The organism is Cupriavidus cauae (assembly GCF_026210475.1).
Taxonomy (GTDB): domain Bacteria; phylum Pseudomonadota; class Gammaproteobacteria; order Burkholderiales; family Burkholderiaceae; genus Cupriavidus; species Cupriavidus cauae.
Genome location: NZ_CP080294.1, coordinates 2076523 through 2099848, shown reverse-complemented (window position 1 = coordinate 2099848; position 23326 = coordinate 2076523). Strand labels below are relative to the sequence as shown.

The following is a 23326-nucleotide window of genomic DNA, read 5'->3' as shown; positions in this document are numbered from 1 at the left end:
TTGCTTAGCGGAGGCTTTATGCATTTGCGTTTTCCCTTTGCGTATGGGTGCCATCTGACGCTCGCCCTTACGCTGTTCGCCGCTGCCCATCCCGGATGGGCGCAACCCGCGGCCGCACTCTCCTTGCAGGAAGCCGTGGCGCTCGCGTCTTCCCACTCGACGGATGCCGAAACATCGCACTCGGCGGTCCAGTCCGCCATCGAGATGGCGGTGGCTGGCCGGCAGTTACCTGACCCAGTCCTGAAGGTTGGCGTCAATAACGTGCCGGCGAACGGACCCGACCGGTTTTCCCTCGGCACGGAATCGATGACGATGCGCTCGATCAGCCTGATGCAGGAGTTCACGCGATCGGCCAAGCGTGAGGCTCGCGCCCAGCGCTTCGAAGCCGAGGCGTCTTCGGCAGAGGCCCAGCGTACGGCGGCGCTGGCGACGGTGCAGCGCGGCGCCGCGACGGCCTGGCTGGACCGCTGGAACGCCGAACGTGCCTACAGCGTGCTCAATGAGCAAGCGCAATCCATCAAGCTGATGGTAGACGCGGCGCAGGCCGCCTATCGCGGCAACCGCGGCTCCCGTGCCGACATCCTGGCCGCCGAACTGGAGCTCCGTCAACTGCAAGATCGCGAAGACGAGGCCCGCGCCGCACTGGTATCAGCCCGAGCGATGCTGCGACGCTGGGTGGGCGAGGCTGCAGAACTTCCCCTGGCCGAACCCCCTGGCTTTGAGGCGCCGGCCTGGCTCAATACCTTGGATGCCGGCGGCGTGGCGCAACTGCCGGAGGTGGCGGCGGCCGAGGCACAGGTTGGCGTCGCCGAGGCGGAAAGCCGGGTCGCTCGGGAGAACAAGATCCCGGATGTGAGCGTGGAACTGATGTACAGCCAGCGCGGCCCCGCCTACTCCAACATGGTTTCGCTCAACGTCTCACTGCCGCTTCCCTGGGACCAGAAGCATCGCCAGGATCGGGAACTGGCCGCAAAGCTTGCGCAGGCCGACGCCGCGCGCGCGCAAGCCGAAGTCGTACGCCGCGGCTTGCTCGGGCAGTTGCGCGGCAAGCAGGCAGAGCTGGCGCTCAGCCAGGCGCGGCTCGAGCGCTATCGGAGCACCACGGTGCCGCTGGCCAAGGCACAGACCGAAGCGGCCCTGACTGCCTATCGAGCGGGTGCCGGCACCCTGACCGCCGTGGCCGATGCCAGCCGCAAGGCGCTCAATATTTCGCTTGAGCGCCTCAAACTTGAGGCCGCCACCGCCCGACTCTGGGCGGACCTGACCTTCCTGATGCCGTTACCCACCGCAGTCCAGCCCACGTCACTGCAAGGAGCTCAACCATGAACAAGACCACGATTGCACGGACGGTGGCAGGCCTGATGGTGGTGGCAAGCGTTGGGGCTGCCTATTACCTCGGTCAACAGCAAGGGCGCCAGCAGTCGCCCGCGTCGGCAACCTCTGGCAGCAGCGCCAGCGGTGCCGCCCTCAAGGCTGGGGACATTGACCCGAAAACTGGCAAGCGCATTCTCTACTGGCACGACCCGATGGTGCCCGGACAGCGCTTTGACAAGCCGGGCAAGTCGCCGTACATGGATATGCCGTTGTCGCCGGTGTACGAAGAAGCCAGCGGCGGCGCGGCCGTCACCATCGACAGCCGCGTGACACAGAACCTTGGCATCCGCACGATCGAGGTGAAGACCGGCCGACTCGAGGCCGCACTTCAAGTGCCGGGCAATGTCGCGTTCAATGAACGCAGCATCGAAGTGCTGCAGGCCCGCACCAGCGGATTCGTGGAGCACGCGTACGCTCGGACCACCCTCGATCCGGTCAGCAAAGGTCAAGCGTTGGCGCAAATCTATGCGCCGGAATGGGTCGCGGCGCAGGAGGAATATCTGGCCGTGAGCCGGATGGACGGCAGCCTCCAGCGCGAGCTGCGCGAGGCCGCCATTGCGCGCATGCGTCAGGTGGGCATGACCGAGAGTCATATCCGGTTGGTGCAGTCCACCGGCAAACTGCAGCCGCGGCTGACGGTCACCAGTTCGGTCGACGGCATCGTCACCGAAATCGGTGCGCGCGATGGCATGACGGTTTCGCCGGGAACGACCCTGTTTCGCATTGCGAGCCTAGCAACCGTTTGGGTGATCGCCGAGGTGCCTGAGAGTCAGGCCGCCCCGTTGCGGCCCGGCCAGACCGTGTCGGCCACCGCGGCAGCCTTGCCCGGCCAGACGCTGTCGGGCAAGGTCGACGCCATCCTGCCAGATATCAGCGCCGGTACCCGCACGGTCAAGGTGCGCATCGAATTGCAGAACAAGGCCCGTCAGCTCTTGCCCGGCATGTTTGTCTCGGTGCGCTTTGACGCCGCTCCTGGGCCGGATCGCCTGCTCGTGCCCACCGAGGCGCTGATCCGTACCGGCACACGCACGGTCGCGATGGTGGCATCCGGCCAGGGCGGGTTCAGCCCCGTGGAGGTCAAGACCGGCGCGGCTGCAGGCGGCCAAACCGAAGTCATTGAGGGCCTCAAAGCGGGCCAGAAGGTGGTCGTGTCCGGACAGTTCCTGATCGACTCGGAGGCGAGCCTGCGCGGCACCGCGCAGCGCATGACCGCGCCCACGGCCGCCTCTGCAGCCGGCGCGTCGGCGCCTGGCGCCGCTGCAGCGCCCGGGCCGGAACATCAAGGCGTCGGCCGGATCGAGACCGTCACCGAGCAGAGCATGACGATCTCCCATGGCCCCATTCCGTCGGCGCAGTGGGGCGCCATGACGATGGAGTTTGCCGCGCCGCCAGCCGGCATGCCCAAGGGATTCAAGCCAGGGGATCAGGTCCGGTTCCGCTTCGGACTGGACAAGGACGGCGTGGCGACCCTGTCCGCGGTCGAGTCGGCCGCCGCCGTTGCAGGAGCGAAGCCATGATTGCCCGGCTCATCCTCGCCTCCATCCGCAATCGCTTCCTGGTGCTGCTCGCCACGGTCATGGTGACCGCCTGGGGGCTTTGGGCGGTACAGAGTACGCCGCTTGACGCGCTGCCAGACCTGTCCGACGTGCAAGTGATCATCCGCACGCCCTTCCCTGGCCAGGCGCCGCAGATCGTGGAAAACCAGGTGACCTATCCGCTCACCACGACCATGCTATCGGTGCCCGGCGCCAAGACCGTGCGCGGCTACTCGTTCTTCGGTGACTCCTATGTCTATGTGCTGTTCGAAGACGGCACGGACCTGTACTGGGCGCGCTCGCGCGTGCTCGAGTACCTGAATCAGGTGCAGTCGCGGCTGCCGGCGGCAGCCAAGCCCGCGCTCGGTCCCGATGCAACCGGCGTCGGCTGGATCTATGAGTATGCCTTGGTGGACAAGACCGGCCAGCATGACCTCAGCCAGCTACGGGGGCTGCAGGACTGGTTCCTGCGCTTCGAGCTCAAGTCCCTGCCCAACGTCGCCGAAGTGGCCTCGCTCGGCGGCATGGTCAAGCAATACCAGATCGTGCTGATGCCGGATCGACTGCGCGCCTATAACCTATCGCAGGCCAAGGTGCTGGCAGCGCTCAAGGGCGCCAACCAGGAAACCGGCGGCTCGGTGCTGGAGTTGGGCGAAGCGGAGTACATGGTGCGGGCGACCGGCTATCTGAAAACGCTGGACGACTTTCGCCAGATTCCGCTGGTCACCAGCGACGCCGGCATCCCGGTACGGCTGGGTGACGTTGCCACTGTGCAGCTCGGCCCCGAGATGCGGCGTGGCATTGCCGAGCTGAATGGCCAGGGCGAAGTGGCCGGCGGCGTCATCGTGCTGCGCTCGGGCAAGAACGCCCTGGAGACCATTGAAGCGGTCAAGGCCAAGCTCGCCACCCTACAGAAGAGCCTGCCCAAGGGCGTCGAGATCGTTACGACGTACGACCGCTCGGCACTGATCAAGCGGGCGGTGGCCAATCTCACCACCAAGCTGATCGAGGAATTTGCGGTCGTGGCGCTGGTCTGCCTGGTGTTCCTGTTTCACCTGCGCTCGGCGCTGGTGGCCATCGTCTCGCTACCGCTGGGCGTGCTGGCCGCCTTCCTGGTGATGCGCTACCAGGGCGTCAATGCCAACATCATGTCGCTGGGTGGGATTGCCATCGCCATCGGCGCGATGGTCGATGCCGCGGTGGTCATGATCGAGAACGCGCACAAGCATCTCGAGCACTGGCATGCCGACAATCCGCAGCGCGAACTCAGCGCCCATGAACACTGGCGCGTCATCGGCAAATCTGCCGCCGAGGTTGGGCCGGCCCTGTTCTTCTCGCTGCTGATCATCACGTTGTCGTTCATTCCGGTGTTCACGCTGGAGGCGCAGGAGGGCCGGCTCTTCTCGCCGCTGGCCTTCACCAAGACCTATTCCATGGCAGCCGCTGCCGGATTGTCCGTCACCTTGGTACCGGTGCTGATGGGTTACATGATCCGCGGAAAAATTCCGTCGGAGCAGGCCAATCCGCTCAATCGCTGGCTGATTCGCGGCTACCAGCCATTGCTCGGCAAGGTGCTCACGTATCCGAAGACCACGCTGGCGATCGCCGCCGTGCTGCTGATCGCCACCGCGTGGCCCATTATGCGCATTGGCGGCGAATTCATGCCGCCCCTGGATGAAGGCGATCTGCTCTACATGCCCTCCGCGTTGCCAGGTCTCTCTGCAGGCAAGGCCTCCCAGCTCCTGCAGCAGACTGATCGGCTCATCAAGACAGTGCCAGAGGTCGCGACGGTGTACGGCAAGGCGGGCCGCGCCGATACCGCCACCGATCCGGCGCCGATCGAGATGTTCGAGACCACCGTCCAGTTCAAGCCCAAGGACCAATGGCGTGCCGGCATGACCACCGACAAGCTGGTGGAGGAGCTCGATCGGGTCGTCAGGGTGCCAGGGCTGTCCAACATCTGGGTGCCACCGATCCGCAACCGCATCGACATGCTCGCCACCGGCATCAAAAGCCCGGTGGGGATCAAGGTCGCCGGTACGGACCTGAAGGAAATCGATCGACTGGCCACGCGCATCGAGGAGGCCGTCAAGTCGGTTCCCGGAGTCACCTCCGCGCTGGCCGAGCGGCTCACTGGCGGGCGGTACATCGACGTCGATATCGACCGGGCGGCTGCGGGCCGGTATGGCCTGAACATTGACGACGTTCAGGCGATCGTCTCGTCGGCCATCGGTGGCGAAAACGTCGGCGAAGTGGTCGACGGGCTTGCGCGCTTTCCGATCAATGTCAGGTATCCGCGCGACTATCGGGACTCCATCGAGCAACTGCGCAGACTACCGATCGTGACCGACAAGGGGCTGCAAATCACGCTGGCCGACGTTGCGCGCATCCAGGTTGTGCAAGGGCCGCCCATGTTGCGCAGTGAAAATGCGCGGCTCTCCGGGTGGATCTACGTCGACATTCGCGGCAGGGACCTGCGCTCTGCCGTGCAAGACATGCAGGTGGCAGTCGCCAGAGCCGTCCCGATGCCAGCCGGGTACTCCCTGAGCTGGTCGGGACAATTCGAGTATCTCGAGCGCGCCACCGCGAAGCTGAAGGTAGTGGTCCCGTTCACCCTGCTGATCATCTTCGTCTTGCTCTACCTGGTATTCGGCCGGCTGGATGAGGCGCTGCTCATCATGGGCACTCTACCGCTGGCCTTAATCGGCGGCTTCTGGCTACTCTATCTGCTGGGATACAACCTGTCGGTGGCCGGGATTGTCGGCTTCATTGCACTGGCCGGGGTCGCTGCGGAATTCGGCGTCATCATGCTGCTCTATCTGAAGCATGCCTGGCAGGAACGGCTCGAGGATGGGCAAAACAGTCTTGCGGCCCTGCTCGATGCCATCCAGGAAGGCGCCGTGCTGCGTGTGCGCCCGAAAGCGATGACCGTAGCTGTAATTCTGGCCGGCCTGCTTCCGATCATGTGGTCGCACGGAACCGGCTCAGAAGTGATGCAGCGCATCGCTGCACCGATGGTCGGCGGCATGGTGACGGCGCCGCTGCTGTCCATGTTTGTGGTCCCGGCGGTGTATCTGCTGCTACGCCGCCGTCAGATCAAGCAGGCTTCCCTTTCCCCCAACCTCACACCTCAGGAGGAATCACAATGAAACACCTCAAGACCCTCGCCGCCGCCCTGGCCATCATTGCCGCGCCGGCCGTGTTCGCCGCGGGTTCGATGGACGGCATGGACATGAAGGCGCCCGCCGCCTCGCAACAGGCAGCTCGGCCGGTGCCCGCAGAAATCAAGAAGATTGATGCGCAAACCGGGAAGGTCACGCTCAAGCACGGCCCGATCGAGAATCTGGGCATGCCCGGCATGACCATGGTGTTCCCGGTCAAGGATCGCGCCTCGCTTGGCAAGTTCAAGGAAGGCGATGCCGTGTCGGTGACATTCGACAAGGTGGATGGCGCGCCGACGGTCGTGGATATGCAGCGCAAGTAATCGCCCCATGCGCGCACGGGTTCGCCGCCGGCGGCCGTGCGCGTCACGGCATGGCCTAGCAACGTCACGCTGGCAGCCATGGGCGCCACTGCGCAACGATCCTGGCAAGCCAACTCCGAATCGAATCAGACCGTGCGCCACAACCCTTTTGATCTGCCCCACGATGTCCTCGTCGTCGTCCTGAGCTCACTGGCCATCCTCCTTTGTATGCTCGGACTGTTTGCTTGGTATCTGCGACGACGGCACGGCCCCCGGCGAATTCGCGACCAGCATGGCACGGTCTCGCGCAAGCGCACCAGGAAGTCGAGCAGACGGAGCAAATAGCGGTCGGAAAGGGGGCGTCCACTGGTTACCTCCTTGCAATGGCTCGCACGGCTGGGGGCTTCCATTCCGGTGCCCAGGCGCCGCTACGTTGCTTACCCGGACTAGCAACAGCTCAGACCGCCCATCATGCGCTGATGCATCAAAAGCATCCCTACCACACCAAGGATGGCAATCACGCCGACGGCGGCGCACACAATCAAGATGACTTTCCAAATTGACGATTTGTTCATACTCTCGCTCCTAGCGGCCTGTGTACGCTTTCGCGCCAATTGATGTGCCGCACCTGGTGCTGATCGTCGCCCCTGATTTCCTTGACAAGGATCTTTTGTATGACTGTTTGGTAAGCGGTCTTTTGAGGGCGTCCCTTGCGGCCGCCGGCGGTATCCGCTAGGCGTCTGAGGACTTGAGCGTCCAGGGCAGCAGAGCCTCGTAGTCGTCGGCGGTCTGTGCGTGTGGCAACGCCTTGAACAAGGCAACGAGATACTGATACGGATCGACGTCGTTGGCCTTGCAGGTTTCCACCAGTGAGTAAAGACTTGCGCTGGCGTTGGCACCGGCCACGGTGTCGCAGAAGAGGAAGTTTCTCCGTCCGATCACGAATGGCCTAATCGCGTTCTCGCAGGGATTGTTCGAGATCGGCCAAGTTCCGTTCTCGATGTAGCGCACGAGCTTTGGCCACTGCCCATGCAGGTAGTGCAGCGCCTTGCCGAACAGGCTTTGCGGCAGTACGGTATGCAGGTGTTGCAGCAGCATCGTTTCGATCTCGGCCAGCAGCGGCTGGCTTTGTTCGGCGCGAACTTGCTGCCGTTGTTCCGGCCTCATCTCGAGCGTGTGGCGTTCGATGGCAAACAGCTTGCCGATGCGCTGCAGGAATCCGGTGACCGTGTGGTCGGCGCGCTTGTCCTTGGGCAAGGCTTGCTCCGCCTCGACCAGGTAGCGCCGCGCGTGCGCCCAGCATCCGAGGTGCACCAACTGATAGGTGTTTGCGACGTCGTCGTATGGTGCATAGCCGTCGGTCATCAACACCGACCCAGGCTTGATGCCGGCATAGAGAGCCGTAGCCTGCTTTGTCTCGCGTGTGGGGCTATAGGCAAACAACCGTACCGGCGGGCCCGTGCCATTCATCTGCGCCCATAGGAAGCTCTTTCTCTGGGCAGGCCTGCCGGACTCCTTGAGCACCTGTACCGTTGTCTCATCACCGTACACGACGTCTGCTTCCAGCAGATGGTCACGCAGCAGGTTGATGATTGGCTGCACCGCTTGGCCTACTCGCACTATGCTTGCGGCCAGGGTGCCGCGAGAGAGGTCCCCGCCGAAGCGATGCAGCAGCGCTGCCTGGCGGTACAGCGGCAGGCCATCCTGATACTTCGAGGTGATGCACCAGGCCAGCGCCGATTCGGTAAGGAGTCCCTTGGGAATAATGCGTGCCGGTGCCGGCGTCGTCTTGATGCCGCCGTCGCAGCATGGGCAGGCGTACTTGACCCGCTGGTGCTGGATCACGCGGACCTGTTGCGGCACGATGTCGAGCTGTTCGCTGACCTCAACGGCAATCTCGACCAGAGTCTGGCCATCGAGGGGGCAGACGCGTTCCGATTCGGGTAGTTCGTGACGAACCTCGACACGGGGCAGCGCCGGGTCGAGCGGCTTACGGCCACGCTTCTTGCGTGTGTGCCCGGCCACTTCGGTCTCGGGCGTACCTTCTTCTTCCTGCGCCGGCTGCGCGGCCGCTGCCGCCATGGCTTCGGCCTCATTGAGGAACAAGTCCTTCTGCTCCGAGCCTCGCGCCTCGCTCTTGGCGGCGAACAGCTTACGCTGGAACGCCTTGAGCTGTTCCAAGAGCAGGTCTCGCTGGACCGTCATCACACGCAGCTCGCCCTTGATTGCCTCGCGTTCCGCGAGTATTGCCTTGAGCTCGCGCTCGGCGTCTCGCAACAGTTGCAGCTCGGCGGCGGTAACGGTGACGGGCGTGGATGGCATGGCGGGTTAGACCGCTGCCGCCAAGCAGCGTTCACGCAGCGCGATGGTATTCTCGGTGCGGGTGCCGGCGCATCGCCTCGATGTCGATTCCCTCGAGCAGCCAGTGCAACTGTTCGACCGTCAGCGTGGCCACCGACGCCTCGCGTGGCCAAGCAAACCGGTCCGCCTCCAATCGCTTCAACAGTAGCCAGAAGCCGTTGCGATCCCAGCCGAGAATCTTGATGCGATCGGCCCGCTGGTTGCGGAACACTGAATCGCCCCGGGTTTTGCGGAGGCTCTCACTCTTGAGAGAATGCGAGCCATGAGCAAGAACAACGCAAACAAGTTTTCCCCGGAAGTGCGCGAGCGCGCCGTGCGCCTGGTGCAGGAGTCGCGCGGCGAGTACCCGTCGCTGTGGGTGGCGGTCGAGTCCATCGCGCCCAAGATCGGCTGCTCGGCGCAGACGCTGCTGACCTGGGTCAAGCGCCACGAAGTCGACAGCGGACAGCGCGAAGGCGTCACCACCAGCGAGCGAGAACGCATCAAGGAGTTGGAGCGGGAGAACCGAGAGCTGCGCCGCGCCAACGACATCCTGCGCACTGCCAGCGCTTTTTTCGCGCAGGCGGAGCTCGACCGCAAGCTGAAGTCGTAAACACCTACATCGACCGGCACCGGGAGGTTTACGGGGTCGAGCCGATCTGCAAGGTGTTGCAGGTTGCCTCGTCGGCCTATCGGCGCCATGCCGCACGGCTGCGTGATCCGTCACGGCGCAGCGACCGTGCGCGTCGTGATGAACGGCTCATGCCGCAAGTCCAGCGAGTGTGGCAGGAGAACCATCGCGTCTACGGCGCCGACAAGGTCTGGCGGCAACTGAACCGCGAGGGCGTGACGGTTGCCCGCTGCACGGTCGAGCGATTGATGCGCGCCCAGGGACTGCAAGGTGTGCGGCGCGGCAAGCGGCTGCGAACGACCATCGCTGACGACGCCGCCAGTCGCCCGGTGGATCGCGTCAACCGGCAGTTCCGGGCCGACCGTCCCAATCAGCTCTGGGTCTCGGACTTCACCTACGTCTCGACATGGCAGGGTTGGCTGTACGTGGCCTTCGTCGTCGACGTCTACGCCAGGCGCATCGTCGGCTGGCGCGTGAGCAAATCCATGACGACGGACTTCGTGCTCGATGCGCTGGAGCAGGCCCTATACGCTCGCCAGCCTGGCAACGACGGTTCTCTGACCCACCACTCCGATAGGGGATCGCAGTACGTCAGCATCCGCTATAGCGAACGCCTGGCCGAAGCCGGCATCGAGCCGTCGGTCGGCAGCCGTGGCGACAGTTACGACAACGCCTTGGCCGAGACGATCAATGGCTTGTACAAGGCCGAGCTGATCCATCGCCGCGCGCCTTGGAAAACCAGGGAATCCGTCGAACTGGCAACACTGGAATGGGTCGCTTGGTTCAACCATAAGCGCCTGCACTCATCCATCGGCTATATCCCGCCCGCCGAGGCTGAGGCAAACTACTACAACCAACTCGGCAAAACCGCCGACGAGGCCGTTTTACTTTAACCAAACAGCCTCCGCGAAAACCGGGGCGATTCACACAAATACAGCAGATGCAAACGGATCCAGCCCGAGCGCCTGCTCGACCAGCAGTGCCAGGCCGTTGATGTTCTTACGGAAGTCCACAGCGTCGCGATGCAGGTACACCCGCAGCCCAGCGTCGAGGCGGAACATCAATGGCCTCCATTCAGGGCTTCGATCATTGCCCTTACGAGCGCCACGTGTCGCTCGTCGCATTCGAGCTCGAGTGATACCCCGTTGGGTAGCTTCGCGCTCAAGAGTGCCAGCGGTAGCGCTCGCTGCGGTGGCGAATCGGCAGTCGCTGAGGCCGCTTCGCGGCGAGGCACCACGACCTTTGCAGGTGTCTCGATCGGCCGCGAATCCAGAACCTCCTGGACAACCGGCACGAATGCCGGCAATGCACCTCGCGCCTGCGCTGAATCTCGGTACTCCCGAATCCATTTGCGCAACTGATTAGCGTTGATGCCAGCCTTGAGAGCCGTGCCCGAAACCGATGCTCCCGATTGAAGGCAGAACTCAATCAGACGCCGCTTGGCCGCTGGCTCGTAGTCGCGCTTCCCATTGGAGCGGACTCGCACCGCCTGCAGCGGAAATAGGTCAATCTCGTCTTGGATCATGTTTGCGTCCGCAAAGTCTTTGCGGACGCAAGCCTGCCAACGTTCAGCCTTCAATACCAGACGTCGTCAATTGAGCGCTTACACTGTTTGCCTGGTATCCGCGACGCCCACAAGCCCGACCGAAGGCTGCCCAATCAATGCGGCGCCGACTCACTGGCGCGCACCAGAAAGTCAGAAAAATAGCTGCAATTTCCTACACCAACCTCGACTGTACACATCTGATGATGTCCGAGCTTGTTCGCCTGCCATGCCCGACAGGCAATGTACTGCCAGTTGATCGCATCGCTGCAAGCGGAAAAAGTGCGCCGAAGGGCCTAATGGACGCGGCTAAGTTGCTCCGGCTATCGTACTGACTTTTGTCCTGCTGCTTCGTCGGAACCGGCCTCACATGCGCCGTCTCGACGCGCAAGCGACCTAGCCGAGTCAGCTATCGTCGCGAGGGCGAAGCGGCTCCAGCGGGCGCAGCGCTTGAACGGCGCGCTTGAGCAGCAAGATCCAGTCATCCAACTCCTCTATGATGGCCTCGGTTTCGTCCACGAGGGTCGGGCCAGTGGTTGGATACGACAATGCGGCGCCGTTGATCAGAGTATGTGCCATGCCGTGCAAGCGCAGCAGATCGTCGCGCAGTCCGGCTGGCTCACAGCAACGCGCGCGGATCGCATCGAGTTGTTCCACCACGCGCAGGATGGTGGTCGTGTCGAACGTGTCCCGAAGCGCTTGCAACGCCTCAGCGTCGACCCTGCCGTAAGGTGTATCGGTATCAGGCATGGCGAGGCTTGCGGACGGAATGGGCGGGAGCGGCAAAGAGGCTGTCGCGAATCCAGGCTTCCGGCACCCGCTCCAGGTTGAGTTTATAGTCGCCGAAGCGCTTGATGTTGCTAGTGAGGTAGGGACTCAGGAAGCCGATGTCGGCCACGTCGACTTTGATCCCTTCCTTCACCATCGCGCGCAGGGCCTGCATCATGTCCGCCGTGTTCTGAAGAATCACGGCCGAGGCGATCAAGTCGTTGTAGCGCAGACGCTTCTGCTGCTCATCGGGATCGTTCTCGGCCAGCACATCGCCGCCGAACGAGAACCATTTGGCAAAGCCATTGTAGGACTCGATCTTGTTGGTGGTGGCGGTGATCTCCTGGCGCAACTCGCGGCTGCCAATCCATTCGAGCAGGAACGCCGTGCGCACGACCTTGCCGAGTTCCTGCGCCGCCAGAAACAGGCGGTTGCGGCGGCTTTCCGAGCCGAACCGGCGCAGCAGGAGCGGCGAGGAGATTGTTCCGGCCTGAATCGATAGCGCCACCTGCATCAGGTCCTTCCAGTGGAAGGCGATCAGGTCCCAGTCCACGGTGTCCGAGAACAGCCGGTCGATGTGCTTGTATTTGATGTTCGCATCGGCACGGTAAAGCTTCAGATCCTGCCAATTGCGGATGCGCGGCATCAGGTTGATGCCCAGCAGATGCGTGAAGGCGAACACCGCGGCCGACTGACCCTGGGTGTCGGCATGCACGGTATCGGCCTCGACGCTCAAGCCGGCCTTGAGCAGACCCTCGATCACGTAGATGGCTTCCCACACGCCGGGCGGAATGAAATGCCGGAACACCGCGATGTAGTTGTCGGCCACATGCCGGTAGGCCACCGCGCCCATCTTGCGGTACCGAAAGTGGTAGCCGGCCAGGAGGTTGTTGTCGTAGAAGTCGTACTGGGTGCCGTCAGCCGCGACGGTCTTGCCATCCCCCCAGTGCTTGGGCAGGTCGAGCCGCAGATACAGCTCGATCAATTCCCGCTGCGCGGTTTCGAGACGCTCCAGGCTCAGATGCCGGCGGTTGACGAACGACATCATGTGCGGCGTGACCCGTTCCCCCATATGGCGGGCCGCCTGGGTGGGTCCCAGGTTGCAGCCCATGGCGAAGATGGTCAGCAGGTAGCGCTCGGCCGCATTGCGGATCTTCGGGTCGCTGCCGGAGAGCGGGCCGAAGTGCCGTGTGAAGCGGGTCCAGTGCTCGATGTTGGCCAGCACGTCCAGCAGGTTGCGCGTCGGCATACGTCGGATCAGCGCCTGCTGCAAGGCAACGGCGCTGGCCGGAATCTCCCGGGCGACGGTGCGCTTGAGCACCGGCTCGCCATCCTGGCCGATGGTGACGTGCTGGCGCTTGTCGGGAAAACCGGCATCCAGCGTGCGCGCCGTGTCGGCGAGCCACTGGCGCAGATACACCACGAAGTCCTGCGCGTTGGCTGGCATGTCCAGCTTGGCGCAGTATTCCGGCAGGCGCCGTTCGCATTCGCGCCAGGGCAGCAGGTGCGCACGGTAATCGGCAAAGGCATCCGAACCCACCACGCACAAGTCGCCGGATCGCAGCTCGTTGACCATATGCGAGAGCACGCACAGTTCCAGGTAGCGCCGGTTGGTAGGGGCGCCCTGGTCGTGGGGGCGACGCACCAGCTTTCGCCAACGTTCCGAGGCGAAGCTCACATCGACGTCGGCGGCGATCCATTCGCGATGCAGGGATTCATTGTCCAGCACTACCGCAAGTGCCGCCAGCAGCGTGCGCGACTGGCTGGTCGACTCCCATTCCAGCACCTGCGCCAGGCGCAGCATGACGGAGCGATGCGCGCGGAAATGCCGCCATAGTAGTGGCAGGTAATTGTTGCCGCTGAAGGCCCGCACCTCGGCGCAGCTCTCGCGCAGCGGCTCCAGATCGCCGGACGGCGCGAGGAAGCGGCGCACCTGCCGGCCGATCAGCGCGTCGTCCTGGCCATCGGCGACGATATCGACCACGCCGTCGAGCAAGCTGACCAGCTTCTCCATCTGGGCGCGCTGACGGGACTGGATGCGCTCCATCTCGTCGCGCGCTCGCTTGTGGATGGAGCCCATGCGACGGATGAACATTTCCGCGAGATCGTCGCGGGTGGGCACGCGCATATGGTTGAGCAAGGCAACGATCAGCGTGTAGCGCTTCTCAGGTAGAATCTCCCTTAGATTGGCCGCGTCCAGGCTCATGGCCTGGCTGGCCAGCGAGCGCAGCTTCGAGGCTGGCACGCCTGCGATTGCGCGAGAGAAATCGCCAAGCCCGTCAAGTAAGGTCAGGTGTTCTATGAGTAGGTTGAGATGCTTGCGTGATGGACGGCGCGCGTGGCGCTTGATGTTGTTGTAGGCGGTAAGTCGGTTGGTGAATTCCCGGGTGAGAAGCCGGTCCAGCCGCTGCCGTTCCTCGTCCGACAAACGCCTTGCAACGCTTCGAAACAGTGCGGTCTGCGTGCGGGTGTGAATCTGCTCGGCAATGTTGTCTAGGGTGGAGAACGCTGGCAACTCGACCTGGCGCAGGATCAGCGCATCAATGGTGGCATTGATGATGTCCACTTGCTGGTCCATAGTTTCCGCGGCTTCGCGCGCGGCGCGGATCGTGACCTCGTTGCCATCGGTGCCGATATAGGGCTGGACGCCGAGAAATTCGCGTACCGCCGTGTAATGCCGGTACAGCGTGGGGGATAGCTTGCGGTCATAGCCAAATGCGGCATCTGGCGCCAGACCAGCGCTGGCGCGCACGTGGTCAATCACGACGACGGGAATGCTGTCCAGGTTGGGGAAGTAATGCAGTTGCTGGAAGACCTTCAGCAGCACCAGCAAGCCAAGTCGCGGCACTTGTCCACGTGTTGAGCGGGTGGCCCACTCCAGTTCCTCGGCATCCGGCGTGTAACACGCCTGTAGCTCCTTAGTGGAGAAAACCTTCGGGAAACGCGGGTAGGCGGTACGCTCGACGGTGGCCATACAGGATCTCGACAATCTCTGAAGGGCCAGCCAGTCTAGCCGAGGACGATGGCAAAGTTCTAGACCAAAGTTATAACTAAAGGGAATGTTTCTTCTTGTTTATATAACCCAGCGGCTTATGATAGCCGATTGCCCGAATCTTGGCATGACCCCCGACTGGAACACTTTGAGGCGTTCGATGTGCTCGCGCATGTAGCGGGAATTGGGCTTGAGCGGCGACTGGCGGAGCCACACGAGCCAGGTAATGCTCATGTCAGGCGCGACGTTGAGCAGGTTGTCCAGGGAGCGCTTGTGGTGGCGCTCCAGCGGCTCGATCAACGTGCGATAGAGCCGCCGGTTCGCCCTCGTCACGGCCTCGGCGCAGGCGCGCTCGATGACGGTCAACGCCGGCAGAATGATGCGCTTCTGGCGCAGCGTTTCGAGGGAATGCGCAGCCAGGATCATGGCCTTGTCGGTCTGCATGGCGAGGTCAGCCAGGCTGTGTACCAGCTTGCGGAAATCAGGCAGGCCAAACACGGACAGCCCGAGGTAAGCGCGCAGCTCGTGCAGGTGCTCGTTGCGCGTTTTCTCCCGTCCGCCATATTCCGGCCAGGCGCCGGCGTCGCCGCGCACCTGCTTGGCAACCCAATGGATCACAGGATCTGGCAGCATGGTGTCGCTGGCCAACGCGTAGCCAGGGTAGCGCAGCAGGCACATCTGCACGGCGAAGCCGAGGCGGTTTGCGGCGCCACGGCGTTGCCGGATCAACGCCAGGTCGGCGTCCGTGAAGCTATATTGTTGGATCAGATCATCCTGACTTTCGGGCAACACGAGCAGGCTGTCGCGTTCAGTATCGGAAAGCAGTGAGCGGCGTGGCATTTGTTCGATTTCTTGGAAATCTGATGAAAGAGAAGCACATGGAGCAGAGAATCCGGGCTCAGGGCTGTCCGATCATGAGTGCATGAACGTTCATACGGTGCGCGTTTTTAGGTACTGGTAGAGGGTTTCTCGACTGATGCCAAGGTCGCGGGCCACGACCGCTTTCGGCTCGCCGGCGGCGACCCGAGTGCGTAGCTCAGTCACACGCTCGGGCGCGAGCGCTTTTTTGCGGCCACGGTAGGCCCCACGTTGCTTGGCCAGCGCGATCCCCTCGCGCTGCCGTTCACGGATCAGGGCGCGCTCGAACTCGGCAAAGGCGCCCATGACCGACAGCATCAGGTTCGCCATTGGCGAGTTCCTCACCGGTAAAGGCCAAACACTCCTTGGCGAACTCGATGCGTACGCCGCGCCTGGTCAGGCTCTGCACAAGGCGCCGGAGGTCATCCAGGTTGCGGGCCAAGCGGTCCATACTGTGCACGACCACGGTATCCCCCTCGCGCACGAAGCCCAGCAGCGCTTCCAGCTGCGGCCGTTGAGTGTCTTTGCCCGATGCCTTGTCGGTGAATACCCTGTCGACTTGTGCATGTTCGAGCTGCCGGTCCGGGTTCTGGTCGAAACTACTGACCCTGACGTAACCGATTCGTTGGCCCTTCAAGGAACCTCCTTGTTGTGAATGTCAGGCTGAAATCTATGAGCCTTCCGGTCAGGTGTCAATAAAATGTTTATATGACTCTATCCTGACGCATTTTGCAGGGCCCTCCTGACGCCTAATTGGGGTGTAGCCTAAGCTCACATGCTTAGGTGACGGCGAAAATGCGAACGGGGTTTCTTAATGCTGTTCTACGAACGAGTGATTCTCTGGCCAAGAGAGCCAGCAGGAGCATATGGGTTGTGTTATCGATCGTTTCCTCTACAGTGATTTAAAAGTCATCATTGCAGCGACCCCGAGACATATCACCCCGAAAGCAGCTTTCAGATACTTTTGCGGAAGCCGCGAGGTGAGCACACTGCCGACTCCCATCCCGACTATGCTTCCTGCTGCGAACGGGAGCGCGACACCAAGGGGAAATTTTCCTGTAGATAGGCTGGCCGCTACGCCAGTTAGCGAAACAAGTGCGATAACACCGAGCGAGGTAGCGACGACCGATTGCACCGCTAAATCCGTGAAACGCTGCAAGGCCGGCACCATGACGAACCCGCCGCCTACCCCGAGCAAACCGGACAGAATGCCCGCAATGGCACCTGCGATCGATAAGGCGCCGGCGCACTTGCTCGTCCAGATAAACCGTCCACTCATGTCGTCCCGAATGCAGGGTCGATCCAGAGTAAGAGAGGTGGACTCGACACTGCGGCCGACGATTTCACGGAAGGTTTTATATGCGACCCAGGCGAGAATAGCGGCAAACAACAGGCTGAGCAGTCGCGTGTCCAAACGGTGAGCCAACCATACACCGAGTGGCGCGAGCAGGATGCCAGTGCCGGCAATGAGCACGGTCGCGCGGTAGCGCACAATCCCAGCCTTTAAGCCCATCAAAGCACCTGCTGCGGCAGAAACACCGACGGCGAGCAGGCCAACGGGGCCGGCTTCGGCGATCGTTAAGTGCATGCCGAAGACAAGAAGTGGGACCGCGAGAATGCCTCCCCCAGCTCCTGTCAGACCCATGACAATACCTACCACCGCCCCCAAGAGAAGACCCGTAATCATCACAGCCCCGGTTACGCGGCCGGTGATGCGGCTTTGGCTTTTGCTCGTTCGAGCAGTTCAAACAACGCCATTCCGACCAGCATGGCGATGAAGAACAGCAAGGGTTTGGCGCCGCCTTGTGCGAGCGATGCGAGCGCAGGACCGGGACAATAGCCGGCCAGGCCCCAGCCGACGCCGAACGCGAGTCCGCCGAGCACGAGACGGCGGTCAATTTGCGTAGCCGTCGGCAAGCGCATGGCGTCGCCCAGGATCGATCTCGGACGTTTGGCCGCGAACGGAAACACCAGCGCGCCGACGACTACAGCGCCGCCCATCACGAACGCAAGCGACGGGTCCCAGTTTCCGGCCAGGTCCAAAAAGCCGAGCACCTTCGCGGGGTCGCTCATGCCGGACAAAATAAGCCCCAAGCCGAACAACAGGCCGACCAACAGCGACATGAAGATTTTCATTTTTGCTCCCTTAGCCGACAAGATGGCGAACAACGTAGACGGTCACGAATCCGGCGGACATAAAGGCTACGGTAGCCACCATCGAACGCGGGGAGCGACGCGACAGCCCGCACACGCCATGTCCGCTAGTGCAGCCCGAACCGTAACGGGTACCGATCCCTACCAGCAGTCCGGCCAGGATCAAGACCGGGTAACCGGCCTCGATGTGCACTTGGGGCAGGGGAGCGATGCTTGAAAACACGAGAGGAGAAAGCACTAGGCCGCCCACGAACGCAAGACGCCAGGCGATATCGCCCCTTGCGGGCGTTAACAGGCCACCCACGATGCCACTGATGCCCGCAATTCTTCCGTTAAATACCAAGAACAGTGCCGTGGCTATTCCGATCATCAGCCCACCCGCCAGCGACGTCCAGGGCGTGAAATTGTTCCAGTCAATCATCATTACAGCCTCCTATTACGTTGGGCAGTAAAGTTGGTACAACACCTGTAGCACTGCCAGTGCCTCACTACTGGAGATGCTGTAGAAGATCTGCTTGCCCTCACGGCGCGTATTCACTAGTCGCTCTTCGCGGAGCACGGTCAGCTGCTGTGAAAGCGTAGGCTGCAAGATCCCAGTGATGGTTTCCAGCTCTTTGACCGAGAACTCGCCCTGCGTCATCTGGCATAGCAAGAGCATACGGTCGGGGTTGGACAGTACCTTCAGAAGCTTGCTAGCCTCCCCAGCTGCGGCATGCAGTTTCACTAAATCAATTTGCTTTGGCATGGCCACGTAGATCCGTTTAAAAGTAACACTTTACACGAACATTATACCATAACATAATATATTAAACGTAGAGACGATGATCCATGTGTCGAACTCTGATCACGACGACTATTAAGGAGCGCCCATGATTTTTAGACAACTGTACGAACCCCTGTCGAGCACTTATACCTATCTGCTGGGGGACGAGGACACGGGACAGGCAGTCCTCATCGATCCCGTGATTGCGACCATGGATCGGGATCTGGCCGAGGTGCACAGGTTAGGTCTGACCTTGGCTTACACGGTCGATACCCATATCCATGCCGACCACATCACCGCAGCTTTGGAAATGAAGCGTGCCGTGGGTAGCAAGATTGCCGCGCCTGCCTACGATCAGTTGTCATGTGCCGATGTCGGCATCGAAGAAGGCAGGCCATTTCAGGTCGGGGGTATTACTTTGCAGCCCCTGCATACCCCCGGCCATACCGACGGGCACTTTGCCTATCTTTTAAATGACCGCGTATTCACAGGCGACGCCTTACTTATCGAGGGGTGTGGCAGGACTGACTTTCAAAACGGTGATGCCGATGCGCTCTACAAAAGCGTGCGAGAGAAGCTGTTTGCTTTGCCCGACGAAACCTTGGTCTACCCGGCGCACGACTACCAGCAGCGTTTTGTCTCCTCGATCGCGCAGGAAAAGAAGCGTAATCCCCGCCTGGGCGGGGAAAAGACGCTCGAAGAGTTCAGGGACATCATGGCCAAGCTGAACCTTCCATACCCTAAGTTCATTGACTACGCTGTCCCGGGGAATAAGCAATGTGGCGTCTGTCCCCCAGACCTGCCAGAGAACTTGGCCAGCTATTGCCGCCAGATGACCCAGAGCCCGCAGGGCTGACGTGCCGCTAACCAACGGAGAAATTGAAATGACAAACTTCAAGCAAATAGGGGATGGCCTGTTCATCGGTCCCCAGCCTTCGGGGCAGGATTTGGTGGAGGCGAAGCAGCAAGGCATTCACACCGTAATTGACATGCGTACGCCTGGGGAAACGGCCACCTCGAACGCCGAGTTGGTCAGGAACAGTGGACTGGATTACTTCAATGTACCAGTCAACAAGACAGCCCTGTCAGAGCAGCAGATTGACGAGTTAAGTCAAGTAATGCAGAGAACACAAGGGCCGCATTTACTGCATTGCGCCACTGGCACGAGGGCCGCGTTGCTGCTCGCGCTTAGTCGTGCAAAGCAGAATGGGTGGACAGCGGAACGCACGTTCGAGGAAGCGCAAACCATGGGGTTCAACCTTCAGGGTTCCGCTGATTTCGCCAGCTTCGTCAGGCAAGTCACGGCCAAATAGATGTTCATTCGCAACTAGAACTGCAAGTTAAAGTTCACAAATTTCGATTCAGGGAGCCACTTTTTGGATGCTGTACGATTTGGGCCGCTCGTCGTCCCTGTACAAGTAGCACTACTCTTAGCAGGCATAACGCTTGCCCATTCTGTTGCCGCGTGGTTCCGCACGAGGCGCGGTGTCGATCCGGGCCCCGTTCTTTGGAAGATGATCGTGTTCGGTTTCCTCGCCGGACGCTCGATCTTCGTATTAAGACATCATGAGATTTATTCCAATGCTCCATTGTCGATCATCGACTTTCGTGATGGAGGCTTCGACAACCTGGCCGGTTTCGCGACGGCCGTTTTGGTTGGCATGGAATTGTCACGGCGCTCGACGACACTACGTAGGCCGCTTCTGACTGCAACCTTGACGGGTTGCTTTGTCTTTTTCGGAGGAAGTGCGCTGAATCATGCCCTTACGCCGGTGGGTGTGCCTGTCCCGACAATTGAGGTACGCCGCCTCGACAACACAACTGTGCCGCTCAGTGCCTTTGTGGGCCGCCCCTTGATTATCAATCTTTGGGCAACTTGGTGTCCGCCGTGCCGACGTGAGATGCCTGTATTAAAGGCTGCACAGCTAGCCCATCCAGAAATCCACTTCGTGTTTGCGAATCAAGGAGAATCAGCAGCAACCGTACAAAGCTACCTCGACGCGAATGGGTTACAAATGCCAAATATCGTTCTCGATCCGGCCAAGCAGGTAAGTGCCCGAACTGGTTCGTCTGGTTACCCCACAACGCTGTTCTATGATGCTCAAGGCCGGCTATACAAGCGGCATATGGGTGAGCTTTCGCGCGCAACACTAACCGAGAAAATCGACAGCTTCTTCGGCTCTCGCTGAGCACTGGGATACCGCTGCTGTTTTATGTCAGCTCTGATGTTCGAGATGATGACATGGCCAGGCTGCCGCCGTTACTGCATGAGCACATCAACATGCTTGGCCAGTATTCCTACTCTGTGTTGGAAGCAGTAGCCAAGGGCTGGCTGCGGCCAATGCATAACCCAGCAAGCAACGAAAAAGTCAGGAGTGGCCTTAACCTGGTTTGCCGTTCCGCTGCACCTCGACCCCTCATTATGTCTTAGCGCCTGATTTTTTCCGTTTTCCCTCTTCACCCCTCGGAAGCCGACAAGCGAGCTTTGGTCGCATACGAACAGCTTGCAGCTCTTGTGCCAATTAGCAGGATGTCGGACCAGCAAGCATGGGCAACCATGCCCACGTATGAGCGTTGGCTGAACGGAGAACGGATGCCGAATCTCATTCCGACGGTAAGGTGAATCGAGGGTCAAGGCGTCCTGACCTGAGCGAGCGGTGCGACTGGGCCACCTCAGAGGTCATCTGCTCGTAACCGCGCGGCCATGGATTCAGCGAGGATCTGTGCCAGCTTCATTTCGAAGGAAGTTCTATGCCACGCAAGCTGCAAGGATTTCATACTGCCTACCCTGACATGGTGTCCAACCCTAATGGGCATCCCCATTCCGACCTCGTAGCTTGCCGGGTCTGCGGAATGTGGATCGCCATGAGCGAGCCGAAGGACATCCGGGCGCACGACGCCGAGCATGAAGCCTTGTCTCACGGTGGAGCACCCCTGGTCGTGCGTGAAATCCTTAAGACAGTGGGCTGGAATCTGGCACATCAGGATCGCCCATTGGATCTCGTCCGTTACACGTCGGATGATGGCAAGCTAGCCGTTGTCTATGGCTGGTGGATGCGTGCGCTCTATCGCGGGGTACCCCACACCGATTTTGATGCCTACATGGCTGAGCATCTACGCCTTGTGGACTCGATGGTCGCGGGCACCGATGGTGACCTAACGCCCCAGCGCCTCGCAACGAAGCGCTGGGAAAGGTATGCAGGTTGATCAGTTGTACGTCCGTGCTTACACGCGTGCGCTGCTGCACGGGTACGCAGCACTAAGGCGATGTCGGCCCTTCACCAGAGGCGGGCGGCGAACGCCGCCATACCTTGCAGAAGCCAGTCGCTGCCGCAAAGCAATACCAACATACCGGCCACAGCAATAGAAGGACCGAACGGAAAAGGAGCGTCGCGGTCTAGACGGCCCAGGAGTACGAACGCCAATGCACAGGCTAGACCGCAGAGCGATGAAATCAGCAGTAGCGCGGGCAAGGCCTGCCAGCCGAACCAGGCGCCCAGCGCTGCCATCAGTTTGAAGTCGCCGTAACCCATACCCTCCTTGCGCCGCAGGAGCTTGAAGAGCCAATAGCCGCCCCACAGCATCAAGTAGCCACCGGCTGCGCCGATAATGGCGTCCTTCGCCGGCACGAAAAAGTCGCAGACGTTGAGGAAGAGTCCAAGCCATAGCAACGGCTGCGTCATTTGGTCTGGCAGCACAAGGCTTTCCGCGTCGATCAGCGCCAGCGCCAGTAGCGACCAGCCAAGCACCATGCCGGCCAAGGCCTGCCAGGTCGTCCCTAGCAGCCACAGTGCAGCCATGGCAACCGCTGCACCCGTCAGCTCGACCGCCAGGTAGCGCCAGCCAATCGGCGCTCTGCAGGCCCGGCATCTACCTCGCAGCAGCAGGAAGCCGATAACGGGGACATTGTGCCAGGGTGCCACGGGAAGGTGGCAATGTGGGCAGTGGGAGCGCGGCACCGCTAGATCATAGGGGGCGGGATAAGGCAGCGGTTCGTTGCGTAGCGACGCAATATAGTTGGCCTCACTCCGTTCCATCATGAGAGGCAAGCGATGGATCACGACGTTGAGAAAACTGCCGACTACCAGTCCGAGCAGCGCGGCCCCGACGAACACAAGCCATGGCGGCAGCGCCGACAGCGCGGAAACGTCCCATGTCCCGTACGCGCCAGCGCCTGGAAAATGTATATTCACCACAATAGGAACTACACCTTCATGCGCGGGCGAGCGCGAGTGTTCGCCACTCCCTCTTCCTCTTGCACAACGGGCTCAGAAATCTGTAGCGGCGGATCGCCATAGACCCGAACACCGCAGCAAGGGTCGAAATCCGGATCGTCGGGCCCTCGCCCACAGGCATCAACAGTGCACGTGGTGTATGCGTACATTTCCGCGCAGTCGCGGCGAAGTCTGTCCAGCGATAGCGTGGGATCCTCCGAGACCGGGTCATACCCGACGGTGTCCACATACCAAGCCACGCATTCGGCCTGGCTCATGGTTGCGAAGTCCGGATTGCTCATTGGTGCTGCTCCTTTACATCCTCAAGGCAGGCACGTCCTTGGTCGCGTCCTTCCAGAACGCACTGAGCTTGCTGAGCTTCTCCTGTGCCGTGCGACAGAACTCACTGAAGTCCCCGGGGGAATGCGCCTCCAGGCGGTCCACATCCACGCGCAGGCGGACGACACCCTGCTCGAAAGCTTCCCGAATACCTTTCATCACGCCGTCGATGGCGCTTGAGGTGTCGTGGCTGATGACACTTGCGGCCTTTGCGCCGTCCTGGATCTCCTGGAGGGCGCGGAAACTGGCCACGAAGGCCTTCACCAGTGCTCTAACGGACGAAGAAGGCGCGCGCTCCCCGGAAACGGAGTGATCCACCACTCTGGCAAAGGCCTGTGCGGTGGTTCAATTT

At 61.4% G+C, this 23326-nt stretch carries 21 protein-coding genes, 2 pseudogenes and 1 other annotated feature; of the genes and pseudogenes, 9 read left to right on the top strand and 14 right to left on the bottom strand.

Annotated elements, in window-relative coordinates; genetic code table 11:
- The first annotated feature begins 18 nt into the window (after positions 1-18).
- From KZ686_RS24655 to KZ686_RS24640, 4 genes are read left to right on the top strand one after another with little or no spacing between them, the layout of a single operon-like run.
- Positions 19-1326: a TolC family protein gene (locus KZ686_RS24655; protein ID WP_116359813.1), complete on the top strand. Its 1308-nt coding sequence runs from the start codon at positions 19-21 to the stop codon at positions 1324-1326.
- Complete coding sequence (locus tag KZ686_RS24650) at positions 1323-2891, top strand: efflux RND transporter periplasmic adaptor subunit (RefSeq protein WP_053821765.1); 1569 nt, start codon at positions 1323-1325, stop codon at positions 2889-2891. Before KZ686_RS24655 ends, KZ686_RS24650 begins: the two co-directional genes overlap by 4 nt.
- Complete coding sequence (locus tag KZ686_RS24645) at positions 2888-6058, top strand: efflux RND transporter permease subunit (RefSeq protein ID WP_053821764.1); 3171 nt, start codon at positions 2888-2890, stop codon at positions 6056-6058. The genes KZ686_RS24650 and KZ686_RS24645 overlap by 4 nt, the downstream gene beginning before the upstream one ends.
- Positions 6055-6393, top strand: coding sequence for a copper-binding protein (locus KZ686_RS24640; protein ID WP_053821763.1), 339 nt, complete (start codon positions 6055-6057; stop codon positions 6391-6393). Before KZ686_RS24645 ends, KZ686_RS24640 begins: the two co-directional genes overlap by 4 nt.
- Positions 6394-7104: 711 nt before the next feature.
- On the opposite strand, the gene tnpC (KZ686_RS24635) is transcribed toward KZ686_RS24640, so the two are convergent.
- Positions 7105-8694, bottom strand: coding sequence for an IS66 family transposase (tnpC, locus tag KZ686_RS24635; protein WP_034021473.1), 1590 nt, complete (start codon positions 8692-8694; stop codon positions 7105-7107).
- A 31-nt stretch (positions 8695-8725) separates the two neighbouring features.
- The gene (gene tnpB, locus KZ686_RS24630; protein ID WP_265633958.1) at positions 8726-8944 is read right to left on the bottom strand and encodes an IS66 family insertion sequence element accessory protein TnpB; all 219 of its coding nucleotides are present in this window, start codon (positions 8942-8944) and stop codon (positions 8726-8728) included.
- A gap of 42 nt (positions 8945-8986) precedes the next feature.
- Between tnpB (KZ686_RS24630) and KZ686_RS24625 the strand changes: the two genes are divergently transcribed.
- A protein-coding gene (locus KZ686_RS24625) for an IS3-like element ISRme15 family transposase (RefSeq protein WP_085960508.1) occupies positions 8987-10236 on the top strand; the annotation gives its coding sequence in 2 pieces (ribosomal slippage) (positions 8987-9281 and positions 9281-10236; 1251 coding nt in all).
- Positions 9280-9396: a sequence feature (AL1L pseudoknot), on the top strand. (Overlaps the previous gene by 117 nt.)
- 30 nt (positions 10237-10266) lie before the next feature.
- On the opposite strand, the gene tnpB (KZ686_RS24620) is transcribed toward KZ686_RS24625, so the two are convergent.
- From tnpB (KZ686_RS24620) to KZ686_RS24575, 10 genes and pseudogenes are all read right to left on the bottom strand, one after another.
- Entirely contained in the window at positions 10267-10404 is a 138-nt protein-coding gene (gene tnpB / locus KZ686_RS24620; protein WP_265633957.1) for an IS66 family insertion sequence element accessory protein TnpB, read from the bottom strand.
- Positions 10404-10868: an IS66-like element accessory protein TnpA gene (gene tnpA, locus KZ686_RS24615; protein WP_017514071.1), complete on the bottom strand. Its 465-nt coding sequence runs from the start codon at positions 10866-10868 to the stop codon at positions 10404-10406. Before tnpA ends, tnpB (KZ686_RS24620) begins: the two co-directional genes overlap by 1 nt.
- Before the next feature lie 423 nt (positions 10869-11291).
- The gene (tnpC, locus tag KZ686_RS24610) at positions 11292-11636 is read right to left on the bottom strand and encodes a Tn3 family transposase post-transcriptional regulator TnpC (RefSeq protein WP_053821762.1); all 345 of its coding nucleotides are present in this window, start codon (positions 11634-11636) and stop codon (positions 11292-11294) included.
- Positions 11629-14628: a Tn3 family transposase gene (locus KZ686_RS24605; RefSeq protein ID WP_053821761.1), complete on the bottom strand. Its 3000-nt coding sequence runs from the start codon at positions 14626-14628 to the stop codon at positions 11629-11631. The genes tnpC (KZ686_RS24610) and KZ686_RS24605 overlap by 8 nt, the downstream gene beginning before the upstream one ends.
- Positions 14629-14769: 141 nt before the next feature.
- Positions 14770-15486, bottom strand: a pseudogene (locus tag KZ686_RS24600) (DUF4158 domain-containing protein); the annotation flags it as partial.
- A gap of 90 nt (positions 15487-15576) precedes the next feature.
- Positions 15577-16141, bottom strand: a pseudogene (locus KZ686_RS24595) (recombinase family protein).
- A 255-nt stretch (positions 16142-16396) separates the two neighbouring features.
- Positions 16397-17191 (bottom strand): sulfite exporter TauE/SafE family protein, encoded by a 795-nt coding sequence (locus KZ686_RS24590; RefSeq protein WP_053821759.1) that lies wholly within the window; start codon positions 17189-17191, stop codon positions 16397-16399.
- A gap of 11 nt (positions 17192-17202) precedes the next feature.
- On the bottom strand, positions 17203-17640 hold the full coding sequence (locus KZ686_RS24585) for a DUF6691 family protein (protein ID WP_053821758.1): 438 nt from the start codon (positions 17638-17640) through the stop codon (positions 17203-17205).
- A gap of 10 nt (positions 17641-17650) precedes the next feature.
- Positions 17651-18082 (bottom strand): YeeE/YedE family protein, encoded by a 432-nt coding sequence (locus KZ686_RS24580; protein ID WP_053821757.1) that lies wholly within the window; start codon positions 18080-18082, stop codon positions 17651-17653.
- Between the two features lie 12 nt (positions 18083-18094).
- Positions 18095-18403, bottom strand: coding sequence for an ArsR/SmtB family transcription factor (locus tag KZ686_RS24575; protein ID WP_053821756.1), 309 nt, complete (start codon positions 18401-18403; stop codon positions 18095-18097).
- Positions 18404-18527: 124 nt separating this feature from the next.
- On the opposite strand from KZ686_RS24575, the gene KZ686_RS24570 reads away from it, so the two are divergent.
- The 4 genes from KZ686_RS24570 (at position 18528) to KZ686_RS24555 (ending at position 21628) form a co-directional block, all read left to right on the top strand.
- The gene (locus tag KZ686_RS24570; RefSeq protein WP_053821755.1) at positions 18528-19277 is read left to right on the top strand and encodes an MBL fold metallo-hydrolase; all 750 of its coding nucleotides are present in this window, start codon (positions 18528-18530) and stop codon (positions 19275-19277) included.
- 28 nt (positions 19278-19305) lie between these two features.
- A complete protein-coding gene (locus KZ686_RS24565; protein ID WP_053821754.1) occupies positions 19306-19734 on the top strand; it encodes a beta-lactamase hydrolase domain-containing protein in 429 nt (142 codons plus the stop codon).
- 201 nt (positions 19735-19935) lie between these two features.
- Positions 19936-20610: a TlpA family protein disulfide reductase gene (locus KZ686_RS24560; protein ID WP_226994866.1), complete on the top strand. Its 675-nt coding sequence runs from the start codon at positions 19936-19938 to the stop codon at positions 20608-20610.
- A 562-nt stretch (positions 20611-21172) separates the two neighbouring features.
- Positions 21173-21628: a hypothetical protein gene (locus KZ686_RS24555; RefSeq protein ID WP_144425790.1), complete on the top strand. Its 456-nt coding sequence runs from the start codon at positions 21173-21175 to the stop codon at positions 21626-21628.
- Between the two features lie 71 nt (positions 21629-21699).
- Here the strand turns inward: KZ686_RS24555 and KZ686_RS24550 are convergent, their stop codons facing one another.
- Entirely contained in the window at positions 21700-22614 is a 915-nt protein-coding gene (locus KZ686_RS24550) for a prepilin peptidase (RefSeq protein WP_053821752.1), read from the bottom strand.
- 336 nt (positions 22615-22950) lie between these two features.
- Positions 22951-23238, bottom strand: coding sequence for a hypothetical protein (locus KZ686_RS24545; RefSeq protein ID WP_265633955.1), 288 nt, complete (start codon positions 23236-23238; stop codon positions 22951-22953).
- Positions 23239-23326: the final 88 nt, after the last annotated feature.